This is a genomic window from Streptococcus suis (genome assembly GCF_024509555.1).
Taxonomy (GTDB): Bacteria; Bacillota; Bacilli; order Lactobacillales; family Streptococcaceae; genus Streptococcus; species Streptococcus suis_AD.
Genome location: NZ_JAMWEL010000003.1, coordinates 50133 through 69385, shown reverse-complemented (window position 1 = coordinate 69385; position 19253 = coordinate 50133). Strand labels below are relative to the sequence as shown.

Here is a 19253-nt window from a genome sequence, read left to right as displayed (position 1 = left end):
CTTACCTCAGAATGTATATTTATAGAAATATTATATCACTTTTCGCCACTCTTGACTTGGAAATGTGATAAAATAGAATGAATAACTTTGGAGGAGCTCCTTAATGAATCAAAAACAAATCATTGCTGAAAGACTGGCTGCCATTCTTCCAAACTTGGAAATTGACGCCATCTCTGCACTATTAGAAAAACCGAAATCATCAGAAATGGGCGACCTAGCCTTTCCTGCCTTCTCACTTGCCAAAGTAGAGCGCAAGGCTCCACAGGCTATCGCAGCAGACATCGTTGAAAAACTAGACACTACTGGCTTTGAGAAGGTTGTAGCTACCGGTCCTTACGTCAATTTCTTCTTGGACAAGGCTGCTATTTCCCATCAAGTCTTGACAGATGTCATCACTGAAAAAGAGCAGTACGGTCAAGTCAACATCGGTCAAGGACGCAATGTAACCATCGACATGTCTAGCCCAAACATTGCTAAACCATTCTCAGTCGGACATTTGCGCTCAACCGTTATCGGTGATGCCCTTGCCAACATCCATGCAAAGCTTGGCTACAATCCTATCCGTATCAACCACTTGGGTGACTGGGGCAAACAATTTGGTATGTTGATTGTTGCCTACAAACTTTGGGGAGATAAAGCTGCGGTCGAAGCAGATCCTATTTCAGAATTGCTCAAACTCTATGTCCGTATCAATGCTGAGGCGGAAGAAAAGCCTGAGTTGGACGAAGAAGCACGCCAATGGTTCAAAAAATTGGAAGACGGCGATCCAGAAGCTCATGAGTTATGGCAATGGTTCCGTGATGAAAGCTTGGTTGAATTCAACCGTATTTACGACAAACTCGATGTAACTTTCGACAGCTATAATGGCGAAGCTTTCTACAACGACAAGATGGACGAAGGTATCCAAATCTTAGAAGAAAAAGGACTTCTTCAAGAGTCTAAAGGTGCGCAAATCGTTGATCTTGAAAACTACAATCTTCCACCAGCTCTCATCCGAAAAACTGACGGTGCGACCCTATATATCACGCGCGATATGGCAACAGCTATGTACCGCAAGCGAACCTATGACTTCGTGAAAAGCATCTATGTCGTTGGTCAGGAGCAAATCAACCACTTCAAGCAACTCAAAGCCGTTTTGAAAGAAATGGATTTCAACTGGAGCGACGATATGACTCATATCACCTTCGGTCTGGTTACCAAGGATAAGAAAAAGCTATCCACTCGTAAAGGAAATATCATCCTGCTCGAACCAACACTTGACGAAGCTATTTCTCGTGCCCTTACTCAAATCGAAGCTAAAAACCCTGACCTTGAAAACAAGGAAGAAGTGGCACACGCAGTTGGTGTAGGCGCTGTTAAGTTCTACGACCTCAAGACCGACCGTGACAACGGCTACGACTTCGACTTGGAAGCCATGGTTTCCTTCGAGGGTGAAACAGGTCCTTATGTACAATACGCATACGCCCGCATCCAGTCTATCCTGCGCAAGGCAAACTTTATACCAAACACAGAAAATGACTACAAACTAGCTGACGCAGAAAGCTGGGAAATCATCAAGCACATTCAAAACTTCTCAAACGTTGTTGAACGTGCTGGTGATAAATTTGACCCTTCCCTCATTGCTAAATATGCTATCAACCTAGCTCAATCCTTCAACAAATACTACGCCCACACGCGTATCTTGGATGAAAGCCCAGAGCGTGACAGCCGCTTGGCACTTGCCTACGCAACTGGTGTCGTCCTAAAAGAAGCCCTTCGTCTTCTTGGTGTAAAAGCTCCCGAGAAAATGTAATACTTCCCTATCCTCAATCCTAATGGTTGAGGATTTTTTATCATCAGCAACAAAAAAATTCTCAAAAATTATCAGACAAGTGCGAATAGATGTAGCGAGGGGGAATAACCCCCTACAAAAAATCATCAAAGGAGTCTGAATGACAAAAACATCACTTACAGCAAACCAACCTCGTTTTTCTATCCGCACCTACTCACTCGGTGCCGCTTCTGTCCTACTAGCCCACGCCTGCCTGGCAGCTGGACCAGTAGCTAGTGCCAATACGACAACTAGTCCATCTACAAGCCCAACTATAGCCCAAACAACAAGTAGCACTACTGAACAAAAAAACAATCAAGTTAGTCAATCTAGTACAAACCAAACAAACACTACACCATCCACTAAATCCAATACAGAACAAATATCGCAAGAAAAAAATGTTACGAGTATAGCAACGTCAGCAATTAAACCCATTCAAACAACCACTCCATCAACTAGTCCAGCTAGTCAAACGCGTTCTCAACAAACAACATCTTCCTCACAGCAAAGTCAAAACCAGACTAGACAAACAAGTACCAACCAAAGTCAAACTAATACTTCATCAACAAGTAGCTCTGCTATTCCCAAAACGACAACAAGTCAAACAATCACTAGCACTGGTCAACATCGTATAAGTAATCAAGCTAGCACCACAAGTGTCCAGACATCTAACACAAGATCCTCAACTACTGGTTCTATCGCTCTGGGGGATAATTACCCCTATAAAGTAGGGTGGCAGGTTGATCCTTGGGGCATGTATACTCGCCAATGCACATCCTTTGTAGCCTATCGATTAAGTACTGTCAACGGTTTCACGCTTCCTCGTGCCTATGGTAATGCAGATGTCTGGGGAACCAGAGCCAGAAGTGAAGGTTATCGAGTCGATATGACTCCCGCCTTAGGAGCTGTCGCTTGGTGGAATACCATGCATGTGGCTTGGGTTACAGCAATAGACGGCGATCGCGTTGAAATCGAAGAATATAATTTTAACTATACAACAAATTACAATAGACGTTGGATTCCTAAAAATTCTGTCAGCGGCTATATCCACTTTAAAGACCTAGCAGGCGGAACAACAACTAGCCCAAGCAATACTGTTCCTACAAACCAAACAGCAAATAACAGCCTCCCTTCAAGTGGTACTTACACCTTTACTGGACAAGCAGCCATTAAGGCGGAGCCAAAACAAGCTAGCACCACCTTAGCCTACTATCAAGCTGGAAACACAGTAAACTATGATAGTATTGTAGAAGCTGATGGTTATAGATGGCTTAGCTATCTAACTTTTGCAGGCAATCGCCGATACATCCCGATTGCACCAGTCGCCAAACCTACTACTCCACAAACTCCAAATACTCCTACAACCCCAATTACCAAACCAGAAGGCACTATACACATTCGCAATATCAACCAGTCCAATGGAAGTTTTGATGTTGTTCTAACAGGTGTAGCAGCACCAAAAGATATCAAGACTGTACAAGTACCAATTTGGTCCGACAATAACGGACAAGATGACATTATCTGGTATGCTGCTCAGCGGCAAAGTGATGGCAGTTACAAGGTAAACCTCCAAGCAAGTAAACATAAAAATGACCGAGGGCTCTACCACATCCATGTCTATTACACAGATTCCTCAGGTAAACTTGATTTTGTAACCGGGACAACAACTCAACTTTCCGCAGCTCCTACACCAACTACTCCAACGAGCAATCTACCTAAATCTGGAACCTATACTTTTAAATCAAGACTAGCTATTCGTAGTAATCCAAGTAGCTCAGCTCCCATTTTAGCCTACTATGGTATTGGACAAAGTGTACGCTATGATAGTATTGTGTCTGCTGAGGGACGCCAATGGATCAGCTATGTCAGCTATTCAGGAGCCCGTCGCTACATTGCCATTCCATAAAAACAAAGAAACTGCAGGGTCACTATGAACCGTGCAGTTTTTTAGATGATTAAATATCTGTGGAATTAATAGCAGTACTTGGCTGCTCCTTTGGCTTACGTAAATGGAAGAACACCGTCACACCAAAATAAATAGCAAATAAGACAATATTGATGATGTAGCCCCCTAACATAGTTGCTGCTGTCACATCACGAAAGGCTGCATCTGAGTAGAGTTGAGCAACACCTTTACCTGCTAGGTAGTTATAGGTGTTCAGTAGCAAGGTTGAAAATAGATAGCCAATGTAAAGATAGGAGGCCAGCTCATTTTTCTTCATGAATAGGAAAACAATGACTGCAATCAGTAGACCAAACATGACTATAGCTGCTATCTTCTGAATCATGCTAGTCTGGAGATTGGCTGTTTCGCGCGAAACAAGAATTAACTCTTCCACATTAATCCCTGCAGCTCCCTGCATAGACGCACGAAGTTGCTCCTCGTTAAAGGTCGAAACAAAGGCACTGAATAGCCTCAAGATACTGGCAATACTAGATAGTATCACAAAAATATACAGATGAATTGGTCTTTTCATATAAACACCTCCTAATTTTAGTCTTATTCTACTCCAAAAAACATGCTTTGTCAATGTGATTTTGTGAACAAATTGAAAAATATATATTAAAATGCTATAATAAAGAAAAGTAACAAGGAGGAAAAGTGATGAAACATTTCAAAAAATACTACTGGCAATACTGTTTCCTGTATCTGCTTTTCTATCAATTTGCAAAATTACTCTTCCCTGACCTCACTGATATCCTAGCTGCTATCGGTTTTTGGAGCCTTGTTGTCGCCCTGCTCTATACTATCTACTACTGGATTTCCTACTGGCTCTATGTCCGTAAACAGAAGAAATAAGAACAATCTCCTCTAAGTTCGACCTAGAGGAGATCATTTTTATTTAGAGGCAAGATTTTGGAAAAAGTCAAATTGGCGATAGGTCAGATTTTCTGGTAAGGTCAAATCCACATCGTCTTCCACATCTGCCACGGTTAATTCGACATCCAAGGGCAAATCCTTCAGTCTATAACGTCTGATTACGTGCCCCTCTGCACTGACAAAGTCCAGCAAGTAACCATTTACCCGAACTTGATACAGCATCAACTTATCCGTCAAATTTTCAATGACCAACATGTCCAGCTTTCTACGCCCAATCGTATAGTCTGGATTGCGATAATACCTAAATTTTTTATCCATGTCCAATCTCCTTCTATATCTTATCTGTTCTTCCCAAAAACACATAGGACAGACCAATAATAAGTCCAGTCCAGACTAGAATAACAGGAATTCCCATGCCCCAGCTCAATGTATGGTTTTCAATGCTTTTTTGGAAGACACCTGTTGCAATTTCAAAACTTCTCATATAGGTCGTCGGGAGCAGATGAGCAATTTTGAAGAGGGGATTGAGCAGACTTGGTAGCCAGACCATCGAAAACAAGGTAACTGTGGACAAAAAGAGGGCTGTCATGCGATTCTTAGTCACCAAGCTAATCAGATAGACAAGACTACTAATGAAGACAAGGGAGAGGACTTGGAGAAGCAAGGTCGGCAGGAGGACAGAGCCAATACTAACAAAGGAAAGCTGGAAACTATTCAAACTATAAGAAAGTGTCGGATAGTGAAGACTTCCAAAACCAAATACCAAACCTGCCACTAAGAAAGACGTTAGAGAAACCAAGGCAAATAGCAAAAGAGAAAAAACAAAGCCAACTGCTAATTCCTGCACCATACGTTGTCCTCTAAACAGGGGCAACATCCGATACTTGTCCAATTTTCCAGCATAGGCACCTCCATAAACATTGGTCAAGACAAAGGCGATTCCAACAGGAAGAAGGGCAGGGAAGATGTAGGTAAACAAGGACGGGAGAAATTGAAAGGCTGTATGTGGGAAATGGGTGTCCTCAAACGGTAAATCAATCTTAGAAAGAGCCGTATAATACGCAATCTCCCTATCCAATGCCTCCAAAACATCCTTTTCAGGACTATGAGCTTCCAAGGAAGCCTTGGCAGACGACAGATAATCTAGCTGACGGTCATAGACTTGGTCCCATTGACCAGCTGTAAAAGCCTTTAGAAACTCTTCATCCGAGGCAATAATTGCTTGCCCATCTTCTATACTTTTTGAAACATAAAGGTATTCCTCCGATTCTGGTTCCAAACTCTCCAAACGAGCCTGATTTTCCTCGATAGCTTGGGCATTGGTCCGTTGATTCTGTCGAATTTGTGCCCCTAGGTTATTGGTTTGTGAAGCCTGATGATTGAGGAACAAGGTTCCCAAACAAGCAAACAACAATAGCACTAGAGGTACATAGGTCAACTTATTTTTTACTAATTGAGCAAATAGAAATTTCTTGTAAGTCATCAGTCTACCTCCTGCATGGTTTCATTGACCAGTTTCAAGGTCACATGGCAATATTCTTCAATATCCTCTTTATAATGAGAGGTCAAAATAATCATTTTGTCTTCTTGGCAAAGTTGGTGCAAGGCTTTAAAGAAAAGCTTCCGACTTGTTTCATCCAAACCATTGGTAATCTCGTCCATCAAGAGATAGGTCGCGTCGCTGACCATATACATGGCAATCAAGACCCGCTGTTTCATCCCCAGTGAATACTGGCGAATAGGTAGGTGGGCATAATCCTCCATTTCCCAATAGGAAATAACCGCATCAATGTCCACCGAAGACTGCCAAGTTTGTTTGACAAATCGTAAATAGTCCAGACCAGAAAGATTTCCCTCAAACCATTCGCTCGTTTCATAGTAAAACAAGTCCCTATTTGGATGACCAGCAGTGCTAGACCAACTCGACCGACCAGCAAGTGGAGCCAGCAAGCCTGCCACCGTTCTGAAAAATGTTGTCTTTCCAGAACCGTTGGTAGCTACAATGCCGTACAGGTTCCCCTTGTGGAATTGATAGGAAAAATTCGTCAAAACAGGATGCCGTGTCGCAATGGTCATGTTTTTAATCTCTAAAGTCATTATCCTCACCTCTCATAAAAAGTGCAGGAGAGATTTTCTCTCCTGCCGAAAATCTTAGTATCTACCTGAATAGTAGTTAATGTGTTGATACCTTGTGTAGTTCCAACCTTGACTGACAAAGATACGGCTAGAACCAGTGTAACGTGACCAGTTTGGAATATTTACATATTGATAACCATGGTAATTACTTCCACCACCAGTATACTTGTTTACATCATAGCGATACGATTTTACAACTGTAACAGCAGATGCTGAAGGAGCTACTGCAATACCAGCGACAACAGCACCAAGTGCCAACCATTTACCAATTTTTTTCATTTTAATTTTCTCCTTTTGTTTCTTATATGTTATTGTTTATTTTTTAGGTCTGATTCCTTTCACGGAATATAGACCTTTTCAAAATGCATCTCATGTTACTTACCTACCTTTCTAAAAGTGATTAAAATGTCCACCAAACATCGCCTAGCTTGCCAAAAAAATATTTAAGCATCTCTTATCTCCTTCTTACATATAACTTTTTATGTGCCTAGTATATCCTCTTTTCACAAAATCACCAATGACAGCAATGTCATCAAAATATAGTCTTTAGCCCCTAAAAAGCAATAAAGAGATAAAAAAAAAAGACCTAAAAGACGAACAATCATATCTCTTAGGTCTTTCAGCGATGACATTTATGTCATCGATAAATTATAGTTACAAATATTTTTTCAAATCCTTCTGCCATTCCTCTGTCAATTTCTGTGCCAGATGGTCATTTCCGATAATTTGTGCAAAAGTTTTAGCTGATTGGAACATCGGCTCAGCGAATTCAAATCCCCCCTCTTTCCGTAAAGCTTGCTTCCATGACAGCATTAAAATTAAAGGTTTCTTCTGATAATCTTCTGTTTTTTCCATGATAGCATGTAGACAATCAAGATAGGTATCAAAGTAATCATAGTGCCCAATTTTTTCAAAAAAACACAAACCTACTACCAAAGTATCTCTTATAATAAAGTAATCTTCAATTCGGTTGATTGGAATTTGTTCCATTACTTTTAACATCAATTTTTCCACATTATCTACATTTGATGCATTGGTACTTTTTCTTGATGCTTGCAGAAAATATAGCCTAGCCAATAAGACATCGCTCATAAAATAAACAGACTTACTTTCAAGGCTTGGGAGGTATTCTTCCAGTAATGGAACAGCATATTCCGGTCGACCTGTTTTAATCGTATCTAGCATTGCCTGTATAATCTCACAAGTAAGTTGCTCTTCCTCTGGCAATTCATCATGGTATAGAGCATAAATTTTCTCTATATAGGTGTCTTTTTGTTCAATAATACCTTCTTTTTGATATATCGGCTCCCGCAGCAACTTGTACTTGAGTTCCAGATAGCCCTGTGGCAATTCCTTATAGTCTGGCATCAAGCTATAGGCTGGAATGCCTAAACGATGGGCAATGTACTCTAGCTTTGGAATAGAAGGTTGCGATTGACCACTTTCTATCCGAGCTAATTGGCGTACCGTCAACTCGGATTCATCTCCACAAAAATCTGGACGGCTCAGTCCCTTTTCTAATCGTAAGCGTTCGATTTTTTGTCCTAAAGTCATGTCACCCCTCCTCCTACAAATATTTTTTCAAATCTTCTTGCCACTCTTCTGTCAATTTCTGTGCCAGATAGTCATTTCCAATGACCTGAGCAAACGATTTGGCTGACTGGTAGACTTTTTCAGCTTTTTCATAATTCCCCTCTAATTTCAAAGCCGCTTTCCATTCCAGCATAAACAAGAGAGGTTTCTTTTGATAATCTTGCGTCTCTTCCATTATTCCACGAAGACAATCAATATAGATAGGGGCATCGTCATAATATTCTATCAGTTCAAAGCAGGCAAGCCCTGAGATAATCGCATCTCTTAAATAAAAAGTATCTTCTAATCGAACAAATGTCTGACTGCTGGCTAGTTTTTTCATTAAATAGGAGATAGATTCAAAGTTGTTTTGAACTCTACTGACTGTATTCTCTCCTATTGTTTGCTGGACAAAAAAGAGCCGAATCAGTATCAAATCGTTGACATCACATACTTCCTTTGCCATAAGAAGTGGCAAGTTTTCTGTCAATAGAGCTACTGCATAATCTGGTTGATTGGTCCGCACCATGTCCACTATAGCCTGCATAGCCTCACAGATAAGCTGCTCAGTCTTAGGTAGTTCTTCAAAATAGGTATTATATATGGTTTCGATATACCCATCCTTTTTATCCAACACCTCAACCTTATTATACATCGGTTCCCGCAGCAACTTGTACTTGAGTTCCAGATAGCCCTGTGGCAGTTCCTTATAGTCTGGCATCAGGCTATAGGCTGGAATGCTTAAACGCTGGGCAATGTACTCTAGCTTTGGAATAGAAGGTTGCGATTGACCACTTTCTATCCGAGCTAATTGCCGTACCGTCAACTCGGATTCATCTCCACAAAAATCTGGACGGCTCAGTCCCTTTTCTAATCGTAAGCGTTCGATTTTTTGTCCTAAATCCATACCAGTCCCCCACTGCACCTATTTATCCTTACCTAAACAGTATACCACATCTTGCAAGCCTTTACAAAAAACCACCAGCCTAGGCTGATGGTTCTGTCATTTCTTGTTCTTTTGCTTTGACAATGGCATTCTCACGGCGGTAGGTCACTGTCAAATCAAGCAAGTCTGCCTCAATGGCAGGGGTGAGCTGGTCGGCAGTCATCCGCCAAGTCCAGTTACCACCAAGGGTGTTTGGCAGGTTCATACGAGCTGACCCATCCAGACCAAGCAAGTCCTGCATGGTAGCCACAGCCATAAAGGCAGGTGAGCCGAAAAGCAAACGGAACAGAGCATGGCTAACCCCTTCATCCTCACGGCGATTGCTGTACTTGTCTAAGAATTCCTTACCTTCGTCAGACAGTTCGCTCTCATACCAACCTAGAATGGTATCATTATCATGGGTGCCAGTATAGGCTACGACATTGTTGCGGTGGTTGTGCGGCATTTCAATGCTGTCACCCTCAGGGTCAAAGGCAAACTGCAAGACTTTCATGCCTGGGAAACCAGTCCTTTCACGCAATTGAATAACTTTATCTGTCACAGTTCCCAAATCTTCCGCGATGATATTCAGGTCGCCCAAGTGGTACTTGATAGTTTCAAAGAGTTCGAAACCTGGTGCTTCCACACGGTAGCCATTAACCGCTGTTTCCTCCCCTGCTGGAATTTCCCAGAAAGAAGCAAAGCCAATAAAGTGGTCAATCCGCACCATATCATAAATCTTGAAGGACTCACGCAAACGAGCCACCCACCAAGTAAAACCATCATGCTTCATAGCTTCCCAGTCATAAATTGGATTGCCCCAGAGCTGACCAATTTCTGAAAAGGCATCTGGTGGACAGCCGGCAACCACACTTGGCTTGCCTTCTTCGTCTGTCTTGAAGAAGTGTGGATTGGCCCACATATCCGCAGAATCAGCCGCTATATAAATCGGCATATCCCCAACAAACTCAACACCTTTGGCATTGGCGTAAGCCTTCAAAGCATGCCACTGACTGAAGAACAAATACTGGGTGATGCGGTGGTAATCCATCTGCTCCGCCAAGAGCTGACGGTAATACTCTAATGTATCATGATAGCGCAGGCGAGCTCCTTGATCCTCCCAATCAATCCAGGGCTTATTGTCAAAATGCTCTTTGATAGCCATGTACTCTGCAAAAGTGTGCAACCAAAAGCCATTTTCCTCAGCAAAAGACCAGTAATCCTCTGGCAACCCCTCTGCCTTTATCGCCCTTACAGCCTTTTCCAAGACAGGACGTCGACCGTAAAAGACCTTGGCATAATCCACTTCTGTATCCTTTTCGCCAAAGTCAATTCCAGCTAGATCTTCCTCGGTCAACCAGCCCTTTTCAATCAGAAAATCAAAGTCGACAAAGTGAGTATTACCCGCAAAGGCAGAGAAAGACTGGTAAGGCGAGTCACCATAACTAGTCGTTCCCAAAGGCAAAATCTGCCAGTAGCGTTGCTTGGTTCTTTCTAAAAAATCAACAAAGTCATAGGCAGCCTGTCCCATAGAACCAATGCCGTATTTTCCAGGTAAAGATGAAATGTGCATAAGCACTCCACTTTGGCGTTCTTTCATAAAATCTTCCCCATATCTTTCTAATTAATCATAAATAGGATGCAAACGATTGCTTTTTATCATTATATAATGAAAACGGTAACAAATCAAGTTTTTTTCACAAAAATATCAGACAATTTCAGCAATTTTTACAGGTTTCTTCATTATATATCAAAAATTTATCAAAAATGCTTTTATACAGTTTATATTGACCTAAAAATTTTTTTAATATTTTTTATAAAAACGCTTGCAAACGGATTCATAATGGTGTATAATATATTCAACTTAGGAAAACGTTTGCGCTAGTGAGCGTTTCACAATAAACCATTTATTCTTGGAGGGAAGAATATGAAACACAAACTACTTAAGAGCGTTGCTCTTCTAGCTGCGTCTACTGCTGTATTGGCTGCTTGCTCAAACTCATCATCTGACTCAAGCTCATCTACGGATGCTGGTCAAGAGTTGACAATCTATATCGATGCACAATACGAAGCATACGTCAACGAAGCAAAAGCTGCCTTTGAAAAAGAAAATGAAGGCGTTACTGTTACCGTTAAAACTGGTGACGCTCTTACAGGTTTGGACAACTTGTCACTTGATAACCAATCCGGTTCAGCTCCAGACGTTATGATGGCACCATACGACCGCGTAGGTAGCCTTGGTTCAGAAGGTCAACTTTCAGAAGTGAAACTCGCTGAAACAAGCAAGACAGATGACACTACTGAGACACTGGTAACTACTGGTGGTAAAGTCTACGGTTCACCTGCTGTTATCGAAACATTGGTTGCTTACTACAACAAAGACCTTGTTTCTGCAGCACCAAAAACATTTGCTGAATTGGAAGAGTTGGCTAAAGATAGCAAGTATGCATTTGCTGGTGAAGAAGGTAAAACTTCAGCCTTCCTAGCTGACTGGACAAACTTCTACTACGCATATGGACTTCTTTCTGGTTACGGTGGTTATGTGTTCGGTGAAAATGGTACAGATCCAAAAGACATCGGTCTTGCTAACGACGGTGCTATCAAGGCTATCGAATACGCTAAAACTTGGTATGAAAAATGGCCTCAAGGTCTTCAAGATGCATCTGCTGCTGGTAACTTGATTCAAACTCAGTTTACTGAAGGTAAAACAGCTGTTATCATCGATGGTCCATGGAAAGCTTCTGCTTTGAAAGATGCAGGTGTCAACTACGGCGTGGCTACTATTCCTACACTTGCTGACGGCAAAGCATACTCAGCATTCGGTGGTGGTAAGGCTTGGGTTATCCCTGCAGGTTCTAAGAACCCAGACTTGGCACAAAAATTTGTTGACCACTTGACTTCAACTGAACAACAAAAAGCATTCTACGATGCTACAAACGAAGTTCCAGCTAACACAGAAGCACGTGAATATGCAGTAAGTAAGAACGATGAATTGACAACTGCAGTTATCAACCAGTTTGCTTCTGCTCAACCAATGCCAAACATCTCAGAAATGAGCACAGTTTGGGAACCAGCTGCTAACATGCTCTTCGAAGCTGTAAGTGGTAAAAAAGATCCTAAGACTGCTGCTACTGACGCTGTGAAATTGATTGAAGACACAATTGCTCAAAAATACAGCAACTAGTCATTTTTAAGTCAGACTGGGATTTCCTCCCAGTCTGCTTTGTTAATACAACCCAAAATATATATTGATATTTAGGACTGACCTAAAGGAGATTACACTATGAAACAAAATCCAAGTAAGGCACTCCTCTTGTCCCTTCTTCCAGGATTGGGGCAAATTTACAACAAGCAAAAAGCAAAAGGCTATATCTTCCTTGGGGTAACACTAGCTTTCCTAGTCTACTTCATTGCAATAGCAGGTGGAGAAATTGGAAACTTAATTACCCTTGGTAGCCAACGTGGCCGTGACAACTCCCTCTTCATGTTGATCCGTGGTTCCTTCCACCTCATCATTACAGTTGTCTATCTTGCTTTCTACGCCTTAAACCTAAAGGATGCCCACGACACTGCCAAACGAATCAATAATGGTATTCCTGTTGCAGTCACATTGCAAGACATGATAAAAGGAATCTATGAAAATGGCTTCCCTTATCTCTTGATAATTCCTTCATATATTGCCATGACCTTTGCCATCATTTTCCCGGTTGTGGTGACACTCTTTATCGCCTTTACCAACTATGATTTCCAACACCTACCTCCTGGTGCTCTTCTTGATTGGATTGGCTTTACTAACTTTACAAATATCTGGAAACTCAGCACCTTCCGTTCAGCCTTTGGTTCTGTATTAGGTTGGACAATCATCTGGGCCTTGGCTGCCTCAACTGCACAGATTGTTATCGGTATCCTGACAGCCATCATTGCTAACCAGCCATTTATCAAGGGCAAACGCATCTTCGGTGTTATCTTCTTGCTCCCATGGGCTGTTCCAGCCTTCGTGACTATCTTGACCTTCAGTAACATGTTCAACGATAGTGTCGGTGCTATTAACACACAAGTATTGCCATTCTTGAGCAAGTTCTTGCCATTTATCGACAACTTCCTCATTCCATGGAAAACAGATCCATTCTGGACTAAAGTTGCCCTTATCATGATGCAGGCTTGGCTTGGTTTCCCTTATATCTATGTCTTGACCTTGGGTATTTTGCAATCTATTCCGAACGATTTGTACGAGGCTGCCTACATTGATGGAGCAAGTGCCATTCAAAAATTCCGTAGCATTACCTTGCCAATGATCTTGGCAGTAGCTGCTCCAACCCTGATCAGTCAGTACACCTTCAACTTCAACAACTTCTCTATCATCTACCTCTTCAATAACGGTGGACCTGGTAGCGTCGGTGGGGGTGCTGGTTCAACTGATATCTTGATTTCATGGATCTACAAATTGACAACTGGTACTGCTCCTCAGTATTCAATGGCAGCTGCAGTTACCTTGATCATCTCTATGATTGTCATCAGTATCTCTATGATTGCCTTCAAAAAATTAAATGCTTTTGAAATGGAGGATGTATAAGATGAAAGTATCTGTAAAAACTAGACGCAGACTGAATCAGACCTTTACCTATCTCTATCTGATTGTACTGTCTATCATCATTATCTACCCTCTATTGATTACCATCATGACAGCCTTTAAATCAGGCAACGTGGTAGCTTTCAAGCTGGAACCAATCCAGTTTACTTTGGACAATTTCAAAGGACTATTTAGCGAAACTCTCTACGGTACCTGGTACCTCAACACGCTCATTATCGCAATCTTGACAATGCTTATCCAAACCAGTATAGTGGTATTAGCTGGTTATGCTTATAGCCGTTATAACTTCATCGCTCGTAAACAGAGTTTGGTTTTCTTCTTGATTATTCAAATGGTGCCAACAATGGCTGCCCTTACAGCCTTCTTCGTTATGGCTCTCATGCTCAATGCCCTCAATCAAAGTTGGTTCCTCATCTTCCTTTATGTTGGTGGTGGTATCCCAATGAATGCATGGCTCATGAAAGGTTATTTCGATACAGTGCCAATTTCTCTCGATGAATCTGCAAAACTAGACGGTGCTGGTCACTTCAGACGTTTCTGGCAAATCGTTCTTCCACTTGTTCGTCCAATGATTGCTGTACAGGCACTCTGGGCCTTCATGGGACCTTTTGGAGATTACATCCTATCCAAATTCTTGCTTCGTGAAAAAGAATTTTATACTGTAGCAGTCGGTCTTCAAACCTTCATCTCTGATGTGAAAAACTTGAAGATTGCCTACTTCGCGGCAGGTGCTATCCTCATCGCCCTCCCAATCAGTATCCTATTCTTCTTCCTACAAAAGAACTTTGTATCTGGTTTAACAAGTGGTGGTGACAAGGGGTAACCCTGTCCCACCTTTTCCCTTTTTAGACAGAGCCAAAATTTTTATGAAAGGTACAACACATGATTCCCTACCCATTCTCTTATTTTTCCAGTATTTTTTCTCCTAGAAAAATGTTTGCCAACCGCAGATGGATGAAAGTCTGGCAAGGTCTATTTACTACGCTCTTTTTAGTGTCCCTCCTTGTCATTCCCAGCTCTCTTCAAACTGTCAGCTTGGAAACCTATCCGCTGGAAAACTTTGTAGAAGGAGTGTATCAACCGCTCAATGAGGATGTCATGAATGACCTTAGCCAACATGTAGCTATTGAAAATGGACAATTCACCTATACAGGAAATAGTAGCTGGGAGCAGGTTACCTTTGGTGAAACAGTGCCTACAAGCTCTGATTTCTCCTACCAATTTGGCCAACAAAGTCTGACCATTCGAAAAGGACAGGATATCCTAACCCAGCTCAGCTACGATGGACTGACAAATGCTGATTTTTCAAGTAAGGAAAGATTGACAACCGCCCTTTCAAAGAATTGGTACCAAGCCAATCGGGCAATAGTTGGTCTGAGCATTACCTTGGTATCGACCATGATTTTGGCCACCAATCTCCTCTTTATTCTACTGGGTGCAAGTGGCTTTCTCTACCTGACTAAAAAATCCCGTTTCTTCCATTTTCATACCTTTAAAGAATGTTTCAATTTCTCCCTGCATTGCTTGGGACTACCAACCATTTTAGCCTGCTTGATTGGGATTATGGGGCAACCTGTTACAACTGTTTTGACTGTTCAAAATATCCTCTTTGTGATAGTATTGATTTGGGTATTTTTCAAAACCAAATTCAGAGATGAGATTTAGGAGGTTCCTATGCGTGCTACCATTAAAGACGTCGCTAAGTTAGCAGGTGTTTCACCTTCTACCGTTACCCGCGTCATTCAGAATAGCTCTGCTATTAGTCAAAAAACCAAAGACCTAGTTAGAAAGGCTATGGCGGACCTCAACTATCATCCCAATCTCAATGCTCGTAGTCTGGTTTCTAGCTACACACAGGTGATTGGCTTGGTACTTCCTGAAGATTCTGATGTCTTCTATCAAAACCCTTTCTTCCCGACAGCCCTGCGTGGTATTTCACAGGTTGCTGCTGACCACAATTATGCGATCCAAATTTCTACGGGAAAAAATGAAGAGCAGCGATTGGAAGCTATTTCTCAGATGGTCTATGGAAAACGGGTTGATGGTTTAATTTTCCTTTATTCCAAGCCAGATGACCCACTGGTCCAGCTAGCCATTCAGCATAAGTTTCCCTTCCTCATTCTCGGTAAGGCAGATTCTCCATTTATCTCCTTAGTCGATAATGACAATATCCAGGCTGGATTTGAAGCGACCAATTACTTTATCAATAAGGGCTACAAGAATATTGCCTTTGTCGCTGGTAACAAGGAACTGGTCGTTTCCCAAGACCGTTATTCAGGCTATAAAAACGCCCTCAAATCTCATAATATCCCTCTTGACGAAAACAAGGTCAAGTTTGTTTCAGGCTTCCTATTGGAAGACAGTTCCTACAAGATTTCCAAAAAATTACTCAAACAAGAGATTGATGCTATCGTCACAACCGACACCATGGTGGCAGAAGGAATGGTCAAGTACCTCAACGAAGTCGGTACAAAACTTCCAATCATCTCCTTTGACTCTGTCAAACCAAAATTAGATATTGAAGCCTATGTCGATGTCCATGCTATCAAACTGGGACGCGTGGCCTTCAACACCCTCCACCAAATCATCAGCGACAACAAGGAAGACAAGCAGGTCTGCTACCGCCGCGTCATTCCACATACCATTACTGAACTTTAACTTAGAAAGGAGCCGTTCGGCTCATGGCATTACGACAATTTCAAGCATTTCTAGATGATGTAGCTACTATTCGCTTGGTTATGGAAAAACGATTTGATACCGAGCACATGAGTTTTTCCCTCGAGTCCGACGATGCCACATCTCAACTTTTCATTCATTCCTGTCTAGAGGTAGAAAACCTGGTTCTCTACTATCTGACCAGCCTACACGCCTTAAATTTGGACAAGGACTATGCCATTTACGATCAAGACCGCAATAAAACAGAGCTAGGCTATGGTCATATTGTCCGCTCTGCTATTTTCGATCAAAACTATACCTATGATGGCAGTGATTTGGGGGCAACTTATAGCCCTCAGTCCACAAGCTTCAAACTCTGGGCACCTATCTCCAAGCAGGTATTTTTAGTCCTTGAAGGGACACCATATGCCATGAAAAAGGGTTCAAAAGGTGTCTGGCAGGTCACAGTAGAGGGTGATTTGGACAGTCAAAGCTACCACTATCTCCACAAAGTCAATGGCGAGTGGATTTCTGTTCATGACCCCTACGCCCTTTCATCCAAGGCAAACTCTGGTGATAGCTATGTCATCAACCCAAATAAACTCCACAAGGTGCGTCGCGCCAAGACCCAACGACCGATTTCTCAAGCTATTGTCTATGAAATGAGTGTCCGCGACTTCTCTTGGCAGACAGAAGCTGGCTTCAAACACCGTAGTCAATTCCTCGGTCTGACCGAATCACCTGTCTTGGATGGTATGAAACTGGGAATGGACTATATCAAAAATCTGGGCGTTACCCATATTCAACTTCTTCCTGTTTATGATTTTGGAAGTGTAGATGAAAATAAACCCCAAGCTGTTTATAACTGGGGTTACGACCCTATGCAGTACAACCTGCCAGAAGGCTCCTTCTCCAGCCTACCAAATGACCCCTATGCCCGCATTCTAGAACTCCAAGAGGCCATTCAAGCCTATCACGATGCCGATATTTCAGTCAATATGGACGTTGTTTACAACCATGTTTATCATGCCGAGAAATACGCATTTGAGCTGATTGTCCCTGGTTATTTCTACCGTTACAACGAGCATGGTATGCGGACGGATGGCACCTTCTGTGGTAACGATGTCGCCAGCGAACGCAGCATGGTCCGAAACTACATCAAGCAATCCCTCCGCCAATGGACTAGTATCTATGGTTTTGATGGCTTCCGTTTCGACTTGATGGGTATTTTGGACAGCCAAACCATCAACCAAATCCAAGAGGAATTGTCCGCCATTCATCCAAATATCTATCTCTATGGCGAAGGTTGGAAGATGGCAACTGGTCTAGAATATGAAAAACTGGCCCACCAATACAATGCAGACCAGCTCCCAGAAGTGAGTTTCTTCAACGATGACTATCGTGATACCTTCAAGAAACTCTTGCTCAACCCTACCCGTCTAGTTGACAAACAACTACACGAAAAAGTGCAACATCTCCTGGCTGGAAGCCACTACAGCCACTTCATCACACCGCAACAGTCACTGAACTACATCGAGTGTCATGATAATGCAACGGCCTTTGATTACTTCCATATTGAAAATCCCAACTGGACACCTCAGCAACAAAAACGAGCTGCAAGCTTTGGGCTACAATTGGTCCTCATTTCTCAAGGTATGACCTTTATTCATAGCGGACAAGAATTCTTCCGTACCAAAGATGAGATTGATAATACTTACAATACTCCTGATAGAATCAATCGCCTGGACTGGACACGGGCTGTTCACTATAAAGAACATATTGAATTTATCCAAGAACTGATTGCCTTCCGCAAGAACAATCCAATTCTCAGCCAGAACAGCTATGAAACCATCCAAGAAACCTGTGACTTCTACTGGTTGACTGAACATGTCCTCCGCTATCAAGTCACAAATGGAGACAAGACTATCCAGTTTATTATCAACTTTGCGGACAGCGATTTTGTTTTTGAAAATGAAGGTCAACAAACCATTCATTTCAGTTTCCCACCAGTTGACGACAAAAAAGCCCAGCAAATCACCCTTGCTGGACAAAGTATTTGTATTTTGGAAAATAAATAGGACTTTAGACCGATGAAAGTAACCTAAATCTAGAGTATACTATTATCAATCCTAAATATTTTTCATAAATCTCCTTAGAACTCACCAGTCATGCTGGTGAGTTTTTTGCATGATAAAAAACAACCCAGCACGAAGCTGAGTTGAAACTCTTCACATCAATTCTATGATTTTCCGACCAATTCTCTCAACATCATTCTGCATACCACGAAGTTCAAAGGTATCAATAACAGGGAATTCAAAGCGCTCAGAATACTGCTTGGCAGTCAGACAATACTGGTTATTGAAATTTCGATTGCCTGAACCAACAACACCCAGACAGAGCTCTGCATTGTTCTCAAAAGCAATAAAATCACCTAAAGGATTGGTCAAAATCTCCACATCTCCATTGTCCACTCCATTTCCACCTTCTAAGTAGGTTGGTAAAAAGGCGACAAATGGCGCATCGAGTTGATAAAAGGGAATATCCTGCTTGACCAAATCTTTGACATGAACCAATTCAAGGTCCCAATCAGTTTGAAATTGAAAAAAGGACTTCAAACGTTTTACAAAACTTTCCGTATTGCCACTCAAACTGATATATACCAGATAGATTTTTTTCTTCATACATTTCCTCTTAATAATAAAAAACACTATATGTAGACTGTAAAAACTATTTCACTCCTACA

At 41.9% G+C, this 19253-nt stretch carries 18 protein-coding genes; 9 read left to right on the top strand and 9 right to left on the bottom strand.

Annotation, left to right across the window (positions count from 1 at the left end; translation table 11 throughout):
* Positions 1 to 103: 103 nt before the first annotated feature.
* Together argS and NF418_RS02295 are read left to right on the top strand one after the other, a co-directional pair.
* Positions 104 to 1792 carry an arginine--tRNA ligase gene (gene argS / locus NF418_RS02300; protein ID WP_256778268.1) on the top strand — a complete coding sequence of 563 codons (1689 nt, stop codon included), beginning with the start codon at positions 104 to 106 and terminating at the stop codon, positions 1790 to 1792.
* Positions 1793 to 1931: 139 nt separating this feature from the next.
* Entirely contained in the window at positions 1932 to 3716 is a 1785-nt protein-coding gene (locus tag NF418_RS02295; RefSeq protein ID WP_256778267.1) for an SH3 domain-containing protein, read from the top strand.
* Between the two features lie 49 nt (positions 3717 to 3765).
* Here the strand turns inward: NF418_RS02295 and NF418_RS02290 are convergent, their stop codons facing one another.
* A complete protein-coding gene (locus NF418_RS02290) occupies positions 3766 to 4287 on the bottom strand; it encodes an ABC transporter permease (RefSeq protein WP_105108747.1) in 522 nt (173 codons plus the stop codon).
* Between the two features lie 128 nt (positions 4288 to 4415).
* Between NF418_RS02290 and NF418_RS02285 the strand changes: the two genes are divergently transcribed.
* Positions 4416 to 4610 carry a hypothetical protein gene (locus NF418_RS02285; protein WP_256778266.1) on the top strand — a complete coding sequence of 65 codons (195 nt, stop codon included), beginning with the start codon at positions 4416 to 4418 and terminating at the stop codon, positions 4608 to 4610.
* A 39-nt stretch (positions 4611 to 4649) separates the two neighbouring features.
* On the opposite strand, the gene NF418_RS02280 is transcribed toward NF418_RS02285, so the two are convergent.
* The 7 genes from NF418_RS02280 to malQ form a co-directional block, all read right to left on the bottom strand.
* Positions 4650 to 4949: a hypothetical protein gene (locus tag NF418_RS02280; protein WP_256778265.1), complete on the bottom strand. Its 300-nt coding sequence runs from the start codon at positions 4947 to 4949 to the stop codon at positions 4650 to 4652.
* Between the two features lie 13 nt (positions 4950 to 4962).
* The gene (locus tag NF418_RS02275; protein WP_256778264.1) at positions 4963 to 6114 is read right to left on the bottom strand and encodes a hypothetical protein; all 1152 of its coding nucleotides are present in this window, start codon (positions 6112 to 6114) and stop codon (positions 4963 to 4965) included.
* Positions 6114 to 6728 (bottom strand): ABC transporter ATP-binding protein, encoded by a 615-nt coding sequence (locus tag NF418_RS02270; RefSeq protein ID WP_256778263.1) that lies wholly within the window; start codon positions 6726 to 6728, stop codon positions 6114 to 6116. The genes NF418_RS02275 and NF418_RS02270 overlap by 1 nt, the downstream gene beginning before the upstream one ends.
* Before the next feature lie 54 nt (positions 6729 to 6782).
* A complete protein-coding gene (locus NF418_RS02265; protein WP_306172649.1) occupies positions 6783 to 7046 on the bottom strand; it encodes a hypothetical protein in 264 nt (87 codons plus the stop codon).
* Positions 7047 to 7421: 375 nt separating this feature from the next.
* Positions 7422 to 8321: a helix-turn-helix domain-containing protein gene (locus tag NF418_RS02260; protein WP_256778262.1), complete on the bottom strand. Its 900-nt coding sequence runs from the start codon at positions 8319 to 8321 to the stop codon at positions 7422 to 7424.
* Between the two features lie 13 nt (positions 8322 to 8334).
* The gene (locus tag NF418_RS02255) at positions 8335 to 9246 is read right to left on the bottom strand and encodes a helix-turn-helix domain-containing protein (protein WP_256778261.1); all 912 of its coding nucleotides are present in this window, start codon (positions 9244 to 9246) and stop codon (positions 8335 to 8337) included.
* A 79-nt stretch (positions 9247 to 9325) separates the two neighbouring features.
* Complete coding sequence (gene malQ, locus NF418_RS02250; protein ID WP_256778260.1) at positions 9326 to 10864, bottom strand: 4-alpha-glucanotransferase; 1539 nt, start codon at positions 10862 to 10864, stop codon at positions 9326 to 9328.
* Positions 10865 to 11191: 327 nt separating this feature from the next.
* Here malQ and NF418_RS02245 point away from each other — a divergent pair, with 327 nt between their 5' ends.
* The 6 genes from NF418_RS02245 (at position 11192) to pulA (ending at position 18588) form a co-directional block, all read left to right on the top strand.
* Positions 11192 to 12448 carry an extracellular solute-binding protein gene (locus NF418_RS02245; protein ID WP_256778259.1) on the top strand — a complete coding sequence of 419 codons (1257 nt, stop codon included), beginning with the start codon at positions 11192 to 11194 and terminating at the stop codon, positions 12446 to 12448.
* 99 nt (positions 12449 to 12547) lie between these two features.
* Entirely contained in the window at positions 12548 to 13837 is a 1290-nt protein-coding gene (locus NF418_RS02240; protein WP_172050592.1) for a carbohydrate ABC transporter permease, read from the top strand.
* A gap of 1 nt (position 13838) precedes the next feature.
* The gene (locus NF418_RS02235) at positions 13839 to 14678 is read left to right on the top strand and encodes a sugar ABC transporter permease (RefSeq protein WP_256778258.1); all 840 of its coding nucleotides are present in this window, start codon (positions 13839 to 13841) and stop codon (positions 14676 to 14678) included.
* A gap of 59 nt (positions 14679 to 14737) precedes the next feature.
* Positions 14738 to 15520, top strand: coding sequence for a DUF1189 family protein (locus NF418_RS02230; protein ID WP_256778257.1), 783 nt, complete (start codon positions 14738 to 14740; stop codon positions 15518 to 15520).
* Positions 15521 to 15529: 9 nt separating this feature from the next.
* Positions 15530 to 16513: a LacI family DNA-binding transcriptional regulator gene (locus NF418_RS02225; RefSeq protein WP_172083342.1), complete on the top strand. Its 984-nt coding sequence runs from the start codon at positions 15530 to 15532 to the stop codon at positions 16511 to 16513.
* Positions 16514 to 16536: 23 nt separating this feature from the next.
* A complete protein-coding gene (gene pulA / locus NF418_RS02220) occupies positions 16537 to 18588 on the top strand; it encodes a type I pullulanase (RefSeq protein WP_256778256.1) in 2052 nt (683 codons plus the stop codon).
* Between the two features lie 150 nt (positions 18589 to 18738).
* On the opposite strand, the gene nrdI is transcribed toward pulA, so the two are convergent.
* Positions 18739 to 19191 (bottom strand): class Ib ribonucleoside-diphosphate reductase assembly flavoprotein NrdI, encoded by a 453-nt coding sequence (gene nrdI, locus NF418_RS02215; RefSeq protein WP_256778255.1) that lies wholly within the window; start codon positions 19189 to 19191, stop codon positions 18739 to 18741.
* Positions 19192 to 19253 lie beyond the last annotated feature (62 nt).